This window comes from Rhizobium sp. KDH_Rht_773_N, from assembly GCF_052946295.1.
Genome location: NZ_JBRFNB010000002.1, coordinates 85,278 through 98,964, shown reverse-complemented (window position 1 = coordinate 98,964; position 13,687 = coordinate 85,278). Strand labels below are relative to the sequence as shown.

Annotated in this window: 12 protein-coding genes; 7 read left to right on the top strand and 5 right to left on the bottom strand. The window is 60.1% G+C overall.

Annotation, left to right across the window (positions count from 1 at the left end; translation table 11 throughout):
- Positions 1-29: 29 nt before the first annotated feature.
- Positions 30-1,565 carry a PAS domain-containing sensor histidine kinase gene (locus tag ACU8HS_RS22395; protein WP_447016219.1) on the bottom strand — a complete coding sequence of 512 codons (1,536 nt, stop codon included), beginning with the start codon at positions 1,563-1,565 and terminating at the stop codon, positions 30-32.
- Between the two features lie 278 nt (positions 1,566-1,843).
- On the opposite strand from ACU8HS_RS22395, the gene ACU8HS_RS22390 reads away from it, so the two are divergent.
- The 3 genes from ACU8HS_RS22390 to ACU8HS_RS22380 all read left to right on the top strand — a co-directional run bounded on the left by ACU8HS_RS22390 (position 1,844) and on the right by ACU8HS_RS22380 (position 4,364).
- A complete protein-coding gene (locus ACU8HS_RS22390) occupies positions 1,844-2,590 on the top strand; it encodes an SDR family NAD(P)-dependent oxidoreductase (RefSeq protein WP_447016484.1) in 747 nt (248 codons plus the stop codon).
- A gap of 341 nt (positions 2,591-2,931) precedes the next feature.
- Entirely contained in the window at positions 2,932-3,714 is a 783-nt protein-coding gene (locus tag ACU8HS_RS22385) for an alpha/beta fold hydrolase (RefSeq protein ID WP_112753848.1), read from the top strand.
- 209 nt (positions 3,715-3,923) lie between these two features.
- Complete coding sequence (locus tag ACU8HS_RS22380; RefSeq protein ID WP_112753846.1) at positions 3,924-4,364, top strand: hypothetical protein; 441 nt, start codon at positions 3,924-3,926, stop codon at positions 4,362-4,364.
- An 88-nt stretch (positions 4,365-4,452) separates the two neighbouring features.
- Here the strand turns inward: ACU8HS_RS22380 and ACU8HS_RS22375 are convergent, their stop codons facing one another.
- A complete protein-coding gene (locus tag ACU8HS_RS22375) occupies positions 4,453-5,208 on the bottom strand; it encodes an SDR family oxidoreductase (protein WP_447016483.1) in 756 nt (251 codons plus the stop codon).
- Positions 5,209-5,836: 628 nt separating this feature from the next.
- Between ACU8HS_RS22375 and ACU8HS_RS22370 the strand changes: the two genes are divergently transcribed.
- Together ACU8HS_RS22370 and ACU8HS_RS22365 are read left to right on the top strand one after the other, a co-directional pair.
- The gene (locus ACU8HS_RS22370) at positions 5,837-6,475 is read left to right on the top strand and encodes a response regulator transcription factor (protein ID WP_112703510.1); all 639 of its coding nucleotides are present in this window, start codon (positions 5,837-5,839) and stop codon (positions 6,473-6,475) included.
- A gap of 375 nt (positions 6,476-6,850) precedes the next feature.
- Positions 6,851-7,612, top strand: a complete 762-nt coding sequence (locus tag ACU8HS_RS22365; protein ID WP_377312540.1) for an SDR family oxidoreductase — start codon at positions 6,851-6,853, stop codon at positions 7,610-7,612.
- Between the two features lie 151 nt (positions 7,613-7,763).
- Here ACU8HS_RS22365 and ACU8HS_RS22360 read toward each other — a convergent pair whose 3' ends face one another.
- Positions 7,764-8,600, bottom strand: a complete 837-nt coding sequence (locus tag ACU8HS_RS22360; RefSeq protein ID WP_447016218.1) for an alpha/beta fold hydrolase — start codon at positions 8,598-8,600, stop codon at positions 7,764-7,766.
- Positions 8,601-9,103: 503 nt separating this feature from the next.
- On the opposite strand from ACU8HS_RS22360, the gene ACU8HS_RS22355 reads away from it, so the two are divergent.
- Positions 9,104-9,829: a winged helix-turn-helix domain-containing protein gene (locus ACU8HS_RS22355; RefSeq protein WP_447016217.1), complete on the top strand. Its 726-nt coding sequence runs from the start codon at positions 9,104-9,106 to the stop codon at positions 9,827-9,829.
- Between the two features lie 33 nt (positions 9,830-9,862).
- Here the strand turns inward: ACU8HS_RS22355 and ACU8HS_RS22350 are convergent, their stop codons facing one another.
- Together ACU8HS_RS22350 and ACU8HS_RS22345 are read right to left on the bottom strand one after the other, a co-directional pair.
- Positions 9,863-11,032, bottom strand: coding sequence for an adenylate/guanylate cyclase domain-containing protein (locus ACU8HS_RS22350; protein ID WP_447016216.1), 1,170 nt, complete (start codon positions 11,030-11,032; stop codon positions 9,863-9,865).
- A gap of 140 nt (positions 11,033-11,172) precedes the next feature.
- Positions 11,173-11,559, bottom strand: coding sequence for a response regulator transcription factor (locus ACU8HS_RS22345; RefSeq protein ID WP_447016215.1), 387 nt, complete (start codon positions 11,557-11,559; stop codon positions 11,173-11,175).
- Positions 11,560-12,090: 531 nt separating this feature from the next.
- On the opposite strand from ACU8HS_RS22345, the gene ACU8HS_RS22340 reads away from it, so the two are divergent.
- Positions 12,091-13,575 (top strand): cyclic nucleotide-binding domain-containing protein, encoded by a 1,485-nt coding sequence (locus ACU8HS_RS22340; RefSeq protein WP_447016214.1) that lies wholly within the window; start codon positions 12,091-12,093, stop codon positions 13,573-13,575.
- Positions 13,576-13,687 lie beyond the last annotated feature (112 nt).

The following is a 13,687-nucleotide window of genomic DNA, read 5'->3' as shown; positions in this document are numbered from 1 at the left end:
CCTGCGGGAATATGCAGCAGTTTTACGTGTCAGGCGTGAACGGCCTGTCCGACGTCGACCGGCAGGGTGAAGATAAATGTCGCGCCGTGCGGGTCGGCCTGCTCGACGCTCAATCGTCCGCCGTGAGATTCGACGATGGAGCGGCTGATTGCCAGTCCCATGCCCATCCCCTGTCCTTTGGTGGTGAAGAAGGGCTCGAATATCCTGTCGGGGAATTCGACGCCCGGCCCGCGGTCGCTGATTTCGATCTGCACCGCATTGGTCGCACGACGGGCGCGGATGCGCAAAACGCGGTCGTCGCCGGCAGAATCCATGGCTTCCAGGCCGTTGCGGATAAGATTGATCAGAACCTGCTGAACCTGAACCCGGTCGAAGGCGATCGGCGGCAGGTTACGTTCGAGCTCGACATCCATGCGCACCCGCCGCCGCAGCGCCTCCTCGGCCATGAGGTCGCGGGCTTCTCTCACCACGCTGTCGAGGGCGGTGTAATCTCTCGTCGTTTCGGAGCGTTTGAACAAAGCGCGGATGCGACCGACGACCTCGACGGCGGAATGGGCGCTTTCCGAGATGCGCTCGACTGCTTTCTGCGCCCGTTCGATATTGGGCGGCTGCTCCGAAAGCCAGCGCTGGCTGACATCCGAGCTTGATATGACGGCTGCGAGCGGCTGACTGATCTCATGGGCGATCGAGGCGGAAAGCTCGGCAAGGCTCGCCGCCTGACTTGCGCGCGCGAGATTCTGCTGGGCGAGGCGCAGGGCATCCTGAACACGAACCTGATCCTCGACATCGATGGACAGGCCGTACCACTCCACGATGGCACCGTTCTGGTCACGAAGAGGCTCGAAGCGGCCTTCCGTCCAGTGGAACAAACCGTCCGGCCCGTGCCGTCTGTATCGCATCATGAACGGTTCGCCTGCTCGGATGCAATGAGCGGCCCTGCCTTGTACCTCCAGCCGGTCCTCGGGATGGACAAGGTCCAGCGCTGCCTTCGCGAGTTGCTCGAAATTCGCTTTGGAAAGGCCCAGTTCCCGCATGTAGCGCCGGCTGACATAGGAGACCTCACCTGCCGGCGTCCAACTGCAGATATGCACGGGCAGGGCGTCGATGAGCCGCTGAAGGTGCCGCTCGCTGCGTTGCAGCGCCTCTTCGGCGCGGATCTGATCGTCGATATCGTGGCAGAGGCCGTACCACTGGCTGATGCGTCCATGACGGTCGTGTATCGAATCCGCGCGGCTCGACATCCAGCGATAGATGCCGTCGTGACGACGCAGGCGGTACCGCGTGGAGAAGCTTTCCCCGGAGGCGAAGCAGTGCCGGAGCGTGGTCCTGAAACGCGCGGCGTCATCGGGATGGATCGCCATTTCGATCATTGCGTCCAGCCCGCTCATGCCCGGCTGGCGGATATCGGCGATATCCAGACCGAGGTAGTCGATCATCCGTTTGTTGAAGAAGATCGGCTCGCCGTCCGCCGTCAGCCGCCAGATGTGAGACGGCACCTTGTCGACGAGTTCGGCAAGCGCCCGTTCCCGTTTGCGCAATGCCCTGACGCTCCGGCTGACGATCATCCCCTGCTCCCGGCGACACGTTCGCGTCTTGCAGGCTTCATGCCTGCAGCAGGATTTATCCTACGATATAGCGGAAAACGGAAGCAATTCATGCGGGAAGGACGCGCCTTCGGCAGCCGCCGCCTCCTATCCGCCTGCAGATCGCCGCCGCCGGGCGGCAAACTGAATGCAGTCATCGGCCCATTTGTCTGTTCCAGGCAAAGTTCCTTGTCCTCTGGCCCGGCTAATAGAGGCCGGTGCGACCGATTATCTCCTGCGCGTCAACAAGGAGAATTCAGATGCAAAGCCTGAAGGATAAGGTGGCCATCATCACCGGTGGCAATAGCGGCATAGGAAAAGCGACGGCGCGGCTCTTCGCCGAGGAGGGCGCGACAGTCGTCATCACCGGACGCCGCCAGGATGTCGTCGATGGAGCGGTCCGGGAGATCGGCCGCGGCGCAATCGGAATTTGCGGCGATGTCGCCAGCATCGATTTCCATCACCGGCTCGCGGCCGAGGTAAAGGAGCGCTTTGGCGCCATCGATGTCTACATGGCCAATGCGGGCGTCATCAATCTCGCGGCTTCAGAGACTGTCAGCGAGGCCGAGTACGACCAGCATTTTGCGGTCAACGCGCGCGGCGTCTTCTTTGGCGTCCAGACCATCGCTCCCCATATCCGCGACGGCGGAAACATCATCGTGACGAGTTCACTGGCCGGGACGAAGGTCTTGCCGAACCACACCGTTTACGCCGGCACCAAGGCTGCGCTCGCCGCGTTTGCCCGCAATTGGGCGATTGAATTCAAGTCGCGCCGGATCCGCGTCAACATCCTGAGCCCCGGTCCTGTCGAAACCGAGATTCTGGGAAAACTCGGCGTCAGCGAAAGCAACCGCCCGCAGTTCGAGCAGCAGATGGCGGATCTGATACCGGCGGGACGTCTCGGACGCCCCGAAGAACTGGCTCAGGCAGCACTCTTCCTCGCGTCCGCAGGCACATTCGTGAACGGAATCGAACTTCATGTCGATGGCGGCATGGGCGTGGCCTGACTCAGGCCCGCCAAATCTTTGTCCGGACGGCTCTCTCGCCGGCCGGACAAGCAAATCTCATAGCCCGGCAGAGCTCCGGCAAAACCGCCCGGAAAGTGGTTCGCGGGCGCAGTTCCCGCGTCAGTGCCGCTCTGAGAACTCGCATCTAAAACAGAGGTTTGGCTTGCGGCAGAGGGCTGGCCAATACAACCATACGGCTGCTCACGGTGGTGATCGCAGCGCCTGACCCGGCATCCGGAGCGCTCCTTCACCAGTTGCTCGCGATCAGTTGAACAAAACGTGAGTCGACATATAATTGCGCCATATTAAATTGTGCGCAATTCAATAAAGGAGACCAACCCATGCATAGAATCCTGAAATCCGTATTCGCACTTGGCGCACTGGCGGTTCTTGCCGTTCCCGCAGCCGCAGAACCCGCGGCAAAGCCGACGGTGGTGCTCGTGCACGGCGCTTTTGCCGATGCGTCGAGCTGGAATGAGGTTGTCGCTCGTTTGGAAAAGGATGGTTATCCGGTTGTTGCCGTCGCCAATCCGCTGCGCGGCGTGAAATCCGATGGTGATTATGTCGGCCGCATCGTCGCCGGCATCAAGACCCCGGTCGTGCTTGTCGGCCATTCCTATGGCGGGTCGGTCATCAGCGAGGCCGCTGTGGAGACAAAGAATGTCGAGGCACTGGTCTATGTCGCTGCCTTTGCCCCTGAGAAGGGCGAGTCTGCCGCTGACCTCTCGGGCAAGTTCCCCGGCAGCACGCTCGCGCCGACGCTTGCCGAGCCGGTGGCCTTGGCGAATGGCGGAAAGGATCTCTATATCCGGCAGGACAGGTTTCATGACCAGTTTGCCGCCGACGTTCCGGCAAAGGCGGCAAAGCTGATGGCCGCGACGCAGCGTCCGATCACTGAAGCGGCCCTGACAGAAGGTGCGCCCGGCGCAGCGTGGCAGACCATTCCTTCCTGGTTCATCTATGGCGATGCGGACAAGAACATTCCCGCCAAGGCCCTCGGCTGGATGGCCGAACGCGCCCATTCCAGGGAAACTGTCGTGGTCAAGGGCGCGTCGCATGTCGTGATGGTTTCTCATCCCGACAAGGTTGCGAAGATCATCGAGGATGCGGCTTCTGCCAAGTAGGGCCGAAACTTCGTCCTGTTCTTGCGTGGGCTCCGCCGATTGGCGCAGCCCACGGCAGCGTTTCGATGAATGTGCAACCCACGAGGGCCGGATGGTGATCGCCGCACGGCTCTTCGCTGCCGCATCGCAGTCCGCCCCAACCTTGGTTTGGGAAGTAAGCCCTGGCCTCGAATGTTAATTTTGAGGTCCGCTTATCCAAGGAGGTTGCGATGCAGGTCACGAAATTCATTGTCTATGGCATGGTCGGTTTCAACATATTGCTTGCCGGCTGGCTCGCCCTTTACATGCTCTACGATCCCGAAAGCTGGTACTATTTTATCCCCGGCGTCACCGATACCGGGATGTTCAACCAGCATTTCATTCGCGATATCGGCATCATCCAGGGCTTCATTGCGCTTGCCTTTGCCTTTGGCGCCTGGAAGCCGAACCGTCGGGTCGAGATGTGGGCCGCTGCGACGCTCTGGCTTATCGCGCATGCAGCGTTCCATCTTTGGGAAGTCGCTGTCGGGATCTGCTCTTCGTCGGTGATCCTGCGTGACTTCCCGGCCGTGAGCCTGCCCGCGATATTCGGGATCCTTGCAACGCTATGGGCGGTTCAGCAGGCGGCTGCCTCATCGAGCCGGCAGGGAGTTGCAGGCATCCGGGCGTAGAGCGCATATTCCGGCCACAAGAAAAGGAGGCGCTTCTCAGTGCCTCCTTTTTCGCTCCCGGTTGCTGCCCTCCGCAGAGGCGTCGCCGCTAGGCGGCCATCATCGATCGGGAAAGCCAGTCGTGGAACGTGACGGTTCCGGCAACGGCATTTGTTCCCGGAAGCAGTGTCGTTCTTGCAAGCTCGACACCGAAGAACGGCGCGTCTGGATCGATCGCGATCGATCGCGGATCTTCGGTTGCCGTCAGGATCTCGCGGGCCAATTGATCCAGCTGGATGGCTTCCGGACCGGCGATCTCGACGATGTCGTTGCGGGGCGCGCCGACCATGATCCTGGCAATCAAGGTTGAGGCTTCATCCGCTGAGATCGGTCTTACCAGGGAGGGGGACAGGCGCAGATCATTGCCGTCACCTGCCAGATTGATGATGCCGTCGAAAAATTCAAAGAATTGGGCGGACCTGACGATGGTGTAAGGCAGGCCCGAAGCCCTTATGAGATTTTCCTGAACCATCTTGGCGCGGAAATAGTCGTTCTCCACCAGCCGGTCCGTCGCAACAACGGACAGGGCAAGGTAGTGCCCGACGCCGGCATGCTTCGCGGCTGCCAGCAGGTTCTTGCCCGCCTGCTTGAAGAAGTCGAGCGCGTTTGAATCGCCGAATGAGCCGGAATTGGTGACGTCGATCACCACGTCCGCCTCGGCAAGCGCCGCCTGCACTCCATCGCCGCTAAAGGCATCGACGCCGGTGCTGGTCGATACTCCATTGACGGTCTGCCCCGCCCGCTCCAGTTCGCGAACGATCTTGGACCCCATTATCCCGCTCGCACCGACAACCGTAATCTTCATCTCACGCCCCTGGGAAGTGACCGACATGCCGGTAAGGATAACTGTTTGCGGGATCGGATCGATAAAACGAAGTTTTGGGTTGACCGCCAGAAAGGGTAGCGCACGCGTTGCTATTTCCCAGCGAGAAAAGGTTGAATGTCCGGCGGGATAGGGTCGGCCCAAACCAAGGTTTGGCAAAACTTATGTTAGGGATGCCAGCCACGGCATCGATCGGTATCTGAAGTCCCGTGAGCCGTGTTAACCGGGCACGATGGGGATGATGAACGCAGGGTTTTTCCGGTTTCATCCTGCGGCCAACGAAATGGCAGTCGAGCGTCCAACCCATCCGGCTTGCGTCGTCGAGCAGGCAAGACCGGCAGCCTCTGCTGCCGGTCTTGTTTGGCTTTGGCGGCCAAGCAGTTCTCCTTGCGGCGGCAGGCGATGGTAAACCAAGGTGTACCGTCCGCCGTCGCCTGTCCTATGGTATCAATTGGCGTCTCGTTGAGCAGGTTGGCACCATGCAGACCGGCGCGGCGATCTATTTGCTCCGGCGGCTGGCATGGTCTGCCGCCGGGAGCCGACAAGGGTGGCGAGAGGGATACAGGCGCAGTCACGGCCGGGATCTCCCAGATACCAAAGAGGTAATTCGATGCAGAACGCTCAGGTAAAGACGGACAGGAGTGCCGAGCCGATCGTTTACGTCATCGACGACGATGCAGAGATGCGCAGCGCCCTCGTCGATCTCTTCACGGTTACGAACAAGCGCGCATCAGCCTTTTCAAGCGGCCACGAATTTCTCAAATGGGCTGATGTAAACGCGCCCGGCTGCATTGTCGTCGACATGCGAATGCCGGGGGGCTCGGGCCTCGATCTTCAAAGCCAGCTTCTGGCGCTTGGCAGCAAGCTGCCGCTCATATTCCTTACGGCCCACGCGGACGTTCCCACGAGCGTCAGGGCAATGAAGGCAGGGGCGACCGATTTCATCACCAAGCCTTTCATCAACCAGGTTCTCCTCGATGCCGTCGATCACGCCATCAGGTTGGATGACGAACGCCGCAAGTCGAACGAAGAATTGAAACGTGTTCAGACGCTTGCCGATAGCCTCACCCCGCGGGAGCAGGAGGTCATGCATGCGGTGGCGAGCGGTTTGATGAACAAGCAGGTCGCCTATCAGCTCGGCATCAGCGAAATGACGGTCAAGCTTCATCGCATGAGCCTCATGCGCAAGATGCAGTGCCGATCGCTTGCGGATCTGGTGCGCAAGGTCGAGCAGCTGCAGCGGGGTTAAACGCCTTGCGGAAAGCTGGCATGGCTGCCGGTTACTGGCCGGGCATTTCCTGCTGAACCCCGGTCAACCGCATAGGCCGCCGACAGATCCCCAACGTATGTTTGGCTATGCGTCCGACAGCAATCGCTTAGGTTTAGATCCGGGTAGCCGATCCGAGACGGCAGCATCCATGCACTAGAACCCAGGACCGAAGCGATGGCGCAACCTGTTCATTCTACAGAGAAATCGCCTGAATTTCTCGAGGCGCGCATCGGTCTTGTCACCACTCGCGCATCGTCCGGTCCGGACAAGCCGGCCTGAACTGGCGGCTGCCCCGTCTCGCCTGTGTGGCGAAGCGCATTTTCAACACTTTGGTACAGCAAGAAGGAGCAGATTATGAAAATCGTCGTTATCGGCGGAACCGGATTGATCGGTTCGAAGCTCGTCAAACGCCTCCAGGCCAAGGGCCACGAGACAATTGCCGCCTCTCCGGCAACCGGTGTCAATACGATTACCGGCGAAGGGCTCGCAAACGTTCTCAAGGGCGCACAGGTCGTGGTCGACCTCTCCAACTCGCCGTCTTTCGAAGACAAGGCAGTGATGGAATTCTTCCAGACCGCGGGCCGCAACATCGCCTCCGCTGAAGCAGCCGCCGGCGTGAAACATCATGTTGCGCTCTCCGTTGTCGGCACCGAACGGCTTCCTGACAGCGGATATATGCGCGCCAAGCTGGCCCAGGAGAAGATCATCAAGGAATCCGGGATCCCTTATTCCCTGGTTCATTCGACGCAGTTTTTCGAATTCATGTTCGGCATTGCCCAATCTGGCGTGCAGGGCGACAAGGTCCACCTTTCGCCGGCCATGATGCAGCCGATCTTCTCGGACGATGTTGCCGACGCGCTGGTCGATGTCGTCCTCGGCAATCCGCTGAACGCCACCGTCGAAATCGCCGGTCCGGAACCGATCACGATTGCGGATGCCGTCACCCGTTATATGCGGCAGATCGGCGACAAGCGCGAGGTCATCTCCGATGATCAGACCCGCTATTTCGGTGCTCTGCTTAAGGAAGGTTCTCTTATGCCGGGCAGCCAGGCGCGGATCGGCCGGACGCGCTACTCCGAGTGGGTCAAGACGGCCACCCCGCCTCCGGGTCACTGACCACCACGAAAGCCGCAAGGAATAGTCAAAGCCCCGCAAGGGGCTTTGATCGTTTTGGGGTATATTGCCCGCCGGCAGTTTTCGGACGGGACAGGATTGAAGCCCATCCTCATGCAGCCTGAAAGGGGCGCCTGGACGGCGCCCCAAATCATCAGGCCTGGAAGAAGCTCAGCAGATCCGCATTGACGATGTCGGCATGCGTTGTCGCCATGCCGTGCGGCAGGCCCTTGTAGACCTTCAGCGTGGCATTCTTGAGCAGCTTGGCCGAAAGCAGGGCGGAATCGGCGATCGGGACGATCTGGTCGTCGTCGCCGTGCATAACGAGGGTCGGAACCTCGATCGACTTGAGATCCTCGGTGAAGTCCGTTTCCGAAAAAGCCTTGATGCCGTCATAGTGGGGCTTGGCGCCGCCGGCCATGCCCTGGCGCCACCAGTTCTGGACAATGGCCTGCGAGACCTGGGCGCCCGGGCGATTGAAGCTGTAGAACGGGCCGCTGGCGAGATCGGTGTAGAACTGCGACCTGTTTGCGGCCAGAGCTGCGCGCAGGCCGTCAAAGACTTCGATCGGCAGGCCGCCCGGATTGGCCGGCGTCTCGACCATGATCGGCGGGACGGCGCCAATGAGGACGAGCTTGGCGACACGGCCCTTGCCGTGACGCGCGACATAGTGGGTTGCCTCGCCGCCGCCGGTCGAATGGCCGACATGGATCGCGTTGCGGAGGTCGAGGTGCTGCACGACAGCTGCGGCGTCGGCGGCATAATGGTCCATGTCGTGACCGTCGCTGACCTGGCTGGAGCGACCGTGCCCGCGGCGGTCATGCGCAATGACGCGATAACCCTTGCCGAGGAAGAAAAGCATCTGGTTATCCCAGTCGTCGGAGCTGAGCGGCCAGCCATGGTGGAAGACGATCGGTTGCGCGTCCTTCGGACCCCAATCCTTGTAGAAGATCTGGACGCCGTCTTTCGTGGTGACGTATTCGTTGCTCATGGCATGTTCTTCCTTCGATTTCTTCGGCTGGTCGGCCATTGCAGGCGGAGAAAATTTTAATGTTGCGGCAGCGACAGCAAGTGTAATCGCCCCCGTCATCGTATCTCGGCGCGTCGGCCGATATTGTTGCGGATCCATATACGTCTCCTTGTTCCGCGATGCTTGATGGGCGCCGCGAAATTTCGTCTTGGGAGGAATATTGCCGTCGAGTCAGGCGGGATAACGCTATCTGTTATGCAATTTGTGGGAAGCTATACGTGAGTTTCATCTGCGATTGTCCGTAGCCCGAGCCCCCGGTCCGATCGTCAGAGGATTTGACGAATGGCGTTCAGGATCACCGTAAGCCTGCAGAATTCCCGGTGAAACCTAAACGGACGTTTGATCGTCCGGCGGGGTCTCTTCGACTATGAACGGGGAGGGGCGCCATTCACGACAAACTGGTCGCAAGTCATTGTTATATCTGGCTGAGCTGTGCCTCCTCGCATTGCCGGATGGAGAAGCCCATGCAGCATGTCCTCGTTGCCGATGACGATCACGCCGCACGTAGTCTCATCAGTGATTTTCTCGCACAGCAGGCGTTTCGCGTTACCGCTGTCAGCAGCAGTGAGGAACTGCAGAACATGCTCTCGATGGAAATGGCCGATGCATTCGTCATCGACCTCAATCTCAAGGGAGAGGACGCCCTTGAGATCGTGCAGCGGCTGGCGGCGCTCTCGACCGCGCCTGTCATCATCACCAGCGCCGACCGCATCGAGGAGGCCGACAAGGTGCTCGGGCTTGAGCTCGGCGCAAGCGACTACATCACCAAGCCATTCGGCCTGCGAGAATTCCTCGCGCGGCTGAAGGCGGCGATGCGCGGCAGGCTCGTGCCCGAGGCCGGGCGCGAGCGCCGCGCCTATATGTTTGGCGACTGGACGCTTTCCATGCGCCAGCGGACACTTGCGAGACCGGGTCTCGGCGAAACGAAGCTGACCGCCACCGAGTTCAATCTCCTCGTCGCATTCCTCAATGCACCGAAACAGGTCCTGTCGCGTGAACGGTTGCTCGCGGCGAGCCGTGTCCATTCGGAGGAGGTCTTCGACCGAAGCATCGATGCGCTGGTCCTGCGACTGCGACGGAAGCTGGAAACGGACCCCTCAAACCCGAGCCTGATCAGGACGGCGCGCGGAACCGGCTATATTCTGGATTGCAACGTGACAGTGGACGAGCGCCCGAGGCTCAGGCGATGAACGAAGCTTCGCGATGCGATGTCAGGGCCCGGTCTATGACAGGCGAAGCGCATGGACCTCGACCGGCTGCTCGAAGCCTCTGAGATTGTAGGCCCCCAGGCATTCCGTCTGATCCGCACAGCCCGCGATCCGCACGAAGTCCGCCGATATCAGGACAGGGCGATGCAGTTCCTTCGTCAGGGCCTCAAGACGAGAGGCGATGTTCACGGCGGGACCGATCACGGTGAAATCCAGGCGTTTCCTGGAGCCGATATTGCCGTACATCACCTCTCCGAGATGAATGCCCGTGCCGTAGCGCATCTCGTATCCGCGAGCTGTTCCCTGGAGCCTCGTGATCGCTTCCTGCGCCTCGAAGACGGCCTGCAGCAGATCGCTGCAGGCGCCGGCCTGTTCAAGGGGAAAGACCGCCAGCAGCCCATCGCCCATGAATTTGAGGATTTCTCCGCCATGCCTTTCGATCGGATCGGCGATGGCGTCGAAATACTGGTTCAGGATGGAAATCACCTCGTCGCGCGGCCGGCGGTCGGAAAGCTTCGTGAAGTTCCTCAGATCGCAGATCATGATGGCGGCATTGACCGACATGCCGCTTCCGCGCGTCGTCGCTCCATCCAGAATCTGTTCGCCGGCATGCGGTCCGACATAGGTCTGCAGCAGCGTCAGTGCCAGCTGGTTCTTGAGGCGGATTTCGCTGACCAATGAAAACAGGGGAAGGATTTCCCGAAAAAGCGCTATCTCCTCGTCCGTGAACCCGCCGGGCTCGCTCGTCGAAAACGTCGCGAGGTGCCTCTTGCCCTGGGTATGGTCGAGCGGCCATGCGGTGTAGTCGGTATGGCCTTCCGCTTTCAGCTCTTCGAAGACGGGAAACTGATGCGGTCCGTGGATCTGAAGCCGCTGCCGTAATTCGACGCCGCTCCTGATGACGACGCGAAAGGGGCTTCTGAGAAAAGCGTCGGTCGCCTCGACGTCGTAACCGATCGTCGTGATATCTGCCTGCCTGTGATCCTTGACCCAGACCACGCGTGTTCCGAGCCACTGGGGATGATGAACGCGAAGATGAAGACTGGCGCGGCTGAGAGAGACGCCGCAGCAAACGAGACGGTCGCAGAATTGCAGAAATATGGGCTCGATCTGCTGCTCGTCTCGAATGCCCGATATCAGCCAGTTCACGAGCGAGCGGCGGTTCGTGCCGTCAAGATTACGCATTTGTTCCTCATTCATCGCCAGCGCCCCCGTCCGGGCTCAAGCTCGAGCCCCCGGTTGTCGCTGCTGCGCAGATGGTGAGCATAGTGACCAACGGCTTCGCAGTCCCGAAGGAAATTGGCGAAGTATATTCCATGATCGGGTTAGGGCTTTGCAGCAGAGGCCACGAATTCCATCAGGTCTTTGGAGTTCAGCGGTTTTTCAAGAAACGCAGCCGCACCGGAAGATCTCGCGGCAGCTTCCGTGCGGCTATCGGCAAAGGACGTCATGATGCACACCGGCGGGCCACCATCCCTGACGATGGCAGAGAGCAGCTCGAGGCCGCTGGTTCCGGGCATTCTTACATCCGCCAATATACATTTCACATGATGCATGTCGCCGGACCTGAGGAAAGCGTCCGCGGACGTGTAGGTCCGGCTTTCAACGCCTGTGGTTTCGAACAGATCCTTGAGCGATTCCAACAGACACTGGTCGTCGTCTATGATCGCGATCGTCGTTTTTTGCCCGGGTTGCATAAGACCTCTGACCATTGCGCCGGTTCATCCGGCATTTCGAGATTATCGGTACGCCCTGCAAATCGCTGGCATCATGGAAAATGAAAACACGTCCGCTCCCAGGGCGTGCACGCTCCATTCTTCAGGCCCCGACCTCGTTGCTGCCAATAGCGGCCCGAGCAATTGCCTGTTTTCCATGATGAACCCAGCCTGCAGCCTATGGTAACAGATGGCGCCTGCCTTTCAACTAAACCGAAGTTTGCCCCTCGCTGGCAATTTAAACCCGGCGGAGTCGATCAATGGTTTCCTGCCGATCGGGATTCCGAGCAGATTCATGCCCCACGGAAGCCTGACAGTCATGTCAAGCCCACTTTTGTTTTAGTAGCTGGGCAGACGGGCCAATGACTATGCTTCGCGTCATGCGCTTATCGCCAAGGCCTGACCATGCTCCGGCATAAGCCGACAGGAGCGCGAACTCGAAAACGATCGCCTTGCGACTGTCCGGTCGCCACGTTCCAGACGGCGGATGCGCATCTTTCCCCGTACTTTTATCGATGAGAAAACCGCATGCCGCAGGAAATCGTCTCGTTTGTTATCTTTCTGAATGTCCTGGGCGTGGCGGGCATCGTCGTATGGCATCTGCAGGGGCGCTCTCGGCCAAACGCGCGCCTCATCGTCCAGATCCTGTTTTTTGCCGCGATGACGATCGTCCTGATTCTCGCGCGGATTGTCCCGTTTCGCTTCGATCCGCCGCATCTGGAAAGCATGAGTGCGCTCTTTGTCTCCGCCAAGATCCTCTGGTGGGTTCATCTCTCCTGGGCCGTCGTCGGCTTCCTGCGCATCTACATCGTGCTGGACGGCAGGCCGAGAGAGGCAAGGCTTATTCAGGACCTGTTGGTCGCGGTCGTCTATCTCGGCGTCGCCCTGTCGGTGATGGCGTTCGTCTTCGGTGTCCCGATCGGCACCTTGCTGGCGACATCGGGTGTTATTGCCATCATCCTCGGTCTCGCCTTGCAGAACACGCTGGGCGACGTGTTTTCCGGAATTGCTCTGACGCTCGGACGTCCCTATGTCATCGGCGATTGGATCTTGCTCAGCGACGGCACGGAAGGACGTGTCGTTGCAAGCGACTGGCGCTCGACGCATCTGCTGACGGCCGCTCACAATATCGTCGTCCTGCCGAACAGCGTGCTTGCCAAACTCGGGCTGACCAATATCAGCCAGCCTGACGAAAACCACCTGATCACACTCTCGATCCGGATTGTCCCGACACGCATGCCGCATGTCATTCTTGGTATCATGCAGACGGTGCTGGATAGCTGCAATTCCATCATCAAGGATCCGCCGCCGGCCGTTTCGCTCGTCGGCATCGATGCCAGCGCGGTTCATGTCGAACTCTATTTTCAGGTCACCAGCCCGCTTCAGCGAGGCGTCGCCCGCAGCGAGGTGATCGATCTTGTCTACCGTCATTGCAAGTCCAGCGGACTTCAGCTTGCAATGCCGCTCAGCAAGGTCATCACGGCAAACGAGGATTCCGCGCAGAATCTATCGGCCGCCGGCGCCGCCCCGGCGCAAGGTCTCATCGAAGCGATACCGGTATTTTCGGTGCTCACCGCCGACGAAATAACGGTGCTTGCGGCATCGGCGGTCAAGCGCACCTTCTCTCCCGGGGAAGGGATCGCAAAGGAGGGAGACGCCCTCTCCAGCCTTATGATCATCAAGGCGGGCATCGTTTCGATGCGAAAGGACGACAGGGAGACGGCGCGGCTGGCGCCGGGCGACTTTTTCGGCGAAGGAGGCTTTCTTGCGGGCATAGGGGAGAGCCATGCGCTGCGGGCGGTAACACGGGTGACGGTCTATGAAATCGGCAAGGAGGCTTTTGCACCACTCCTCCACGAGCGCCCCGAACTCGCTGAAGATCTTGCGGCCAATCTCGCCCATCGGGAGGCATTGAGCGGGAATGTCGGCAATCATGCCATGCAGCATGACCACCGGCGATCCTACCTGCTGCAGGCCATTCGAGCGGTATTCCGCAATCATGCGCATGGCTGATCCTTGCGTCGCCACCGCGGCCGTGAGGAACTGGGCAGCGCCGAGTTGCGCCAGATGATCCCAGGCTTGATGGTGGCGGATGCCCGAATGAAGGCGCCCTTGTCGGACGGCA

What these genes read in the sequence shown, in the direction of transcription:
- ACU8HS_RS22380 (WP_112753846.1), top strand. Translation starts at nt 3,924, where the DNA reads ATGCAGGTCACGAAATTCATTGTCTATGGCATGGTCGGTTTCAACATA.
- ACU8HS_RS22360 (WP_447016218.1), bottom strand. Translation starts at nt 8,600, where the DNA reads ATGAGCAACGAATACGTCACCACGAAAGACGGCGTCCAGATCTTCTAC.
- ACU8HS_RS22345 (WP_447016215.1), bottom strand. Translation starts at nt 11,559, where the DNA reads ATGGTCAGAGGTCTTATGCAACCCGGGCAAAAAACGACGATCGCGATC.
- ACU8HS_RS22390 (WP_447016484.1), top strand. Translation starts at nt 1,844, where the DNA reads ATGCAAAGCCTGAAGGATAAGGTGGCCATCATCACCGGTGGCAATAGC.
- ACU8HS_RS22340 (WP_447016214.1), top strand. Translation starts at nt 12,091, where the DNA reads ATGCCGCAGGAAATCGTCTCGTTTGTTATCTTTCTGAATGTCCTGGGC.
- ACU8HS_RS22375 (WP_447016483.1), bottom strand. Translation starts at nt 5,208, where the DNA reads ATGAAGATTACGGTTGTCGGTGCGAGCGGGATAATGGGGTCCAAGATC.
- ACU8HS_RS22385 (WP_112753848.1), top strand. Translation starts at nt 2,932, where the DNA reads ATGCATAGAATCCTGAAATCCGTATTCGCACTTGGCGCACTGGCGGTT.
- ACU8HS_RS22370 (WP_112703510.1), top strand. Translation starts at nt 5,837, where the DNA reads ATGCAGAACGCTCAGGTAAAGACGGACAGGAGTGCCGAGCCGATCGTT.
- ACU8HS_RS22395 (WP_447016219.1), bottom strand. Translation starts at nt 1,565, where the DNA reads ATGATCGTCAGCCGGAGCGTCAGGGCATTGCGCAAACGGGAACGGGCG.
- ACU8HS_RS22355 (WP_447016217.1), top strand. Translation starts at nt 9,104, where the DNA reads ATGCAGCATGTCCTCGTTGCCGATGACGATCACGCCGCACGTAGTCTC.
- ACU8HS_RS22350 (WP_447016216.1), bottom strand. Translation starts at nt 11,032, where the DNA reads ATGCGTAATCTTGACGGCACGAACCGCCGCTCGCTCGTGAACTGGCTG.
- ACU8HS_RS22365 (WP_377312540.1), top strand. Translation starts at nt 6,851, where the DNA reads ATGAAAATCGTCGTTATCGGCGGAACCGGATTGATCGGTTCGAAGCTC.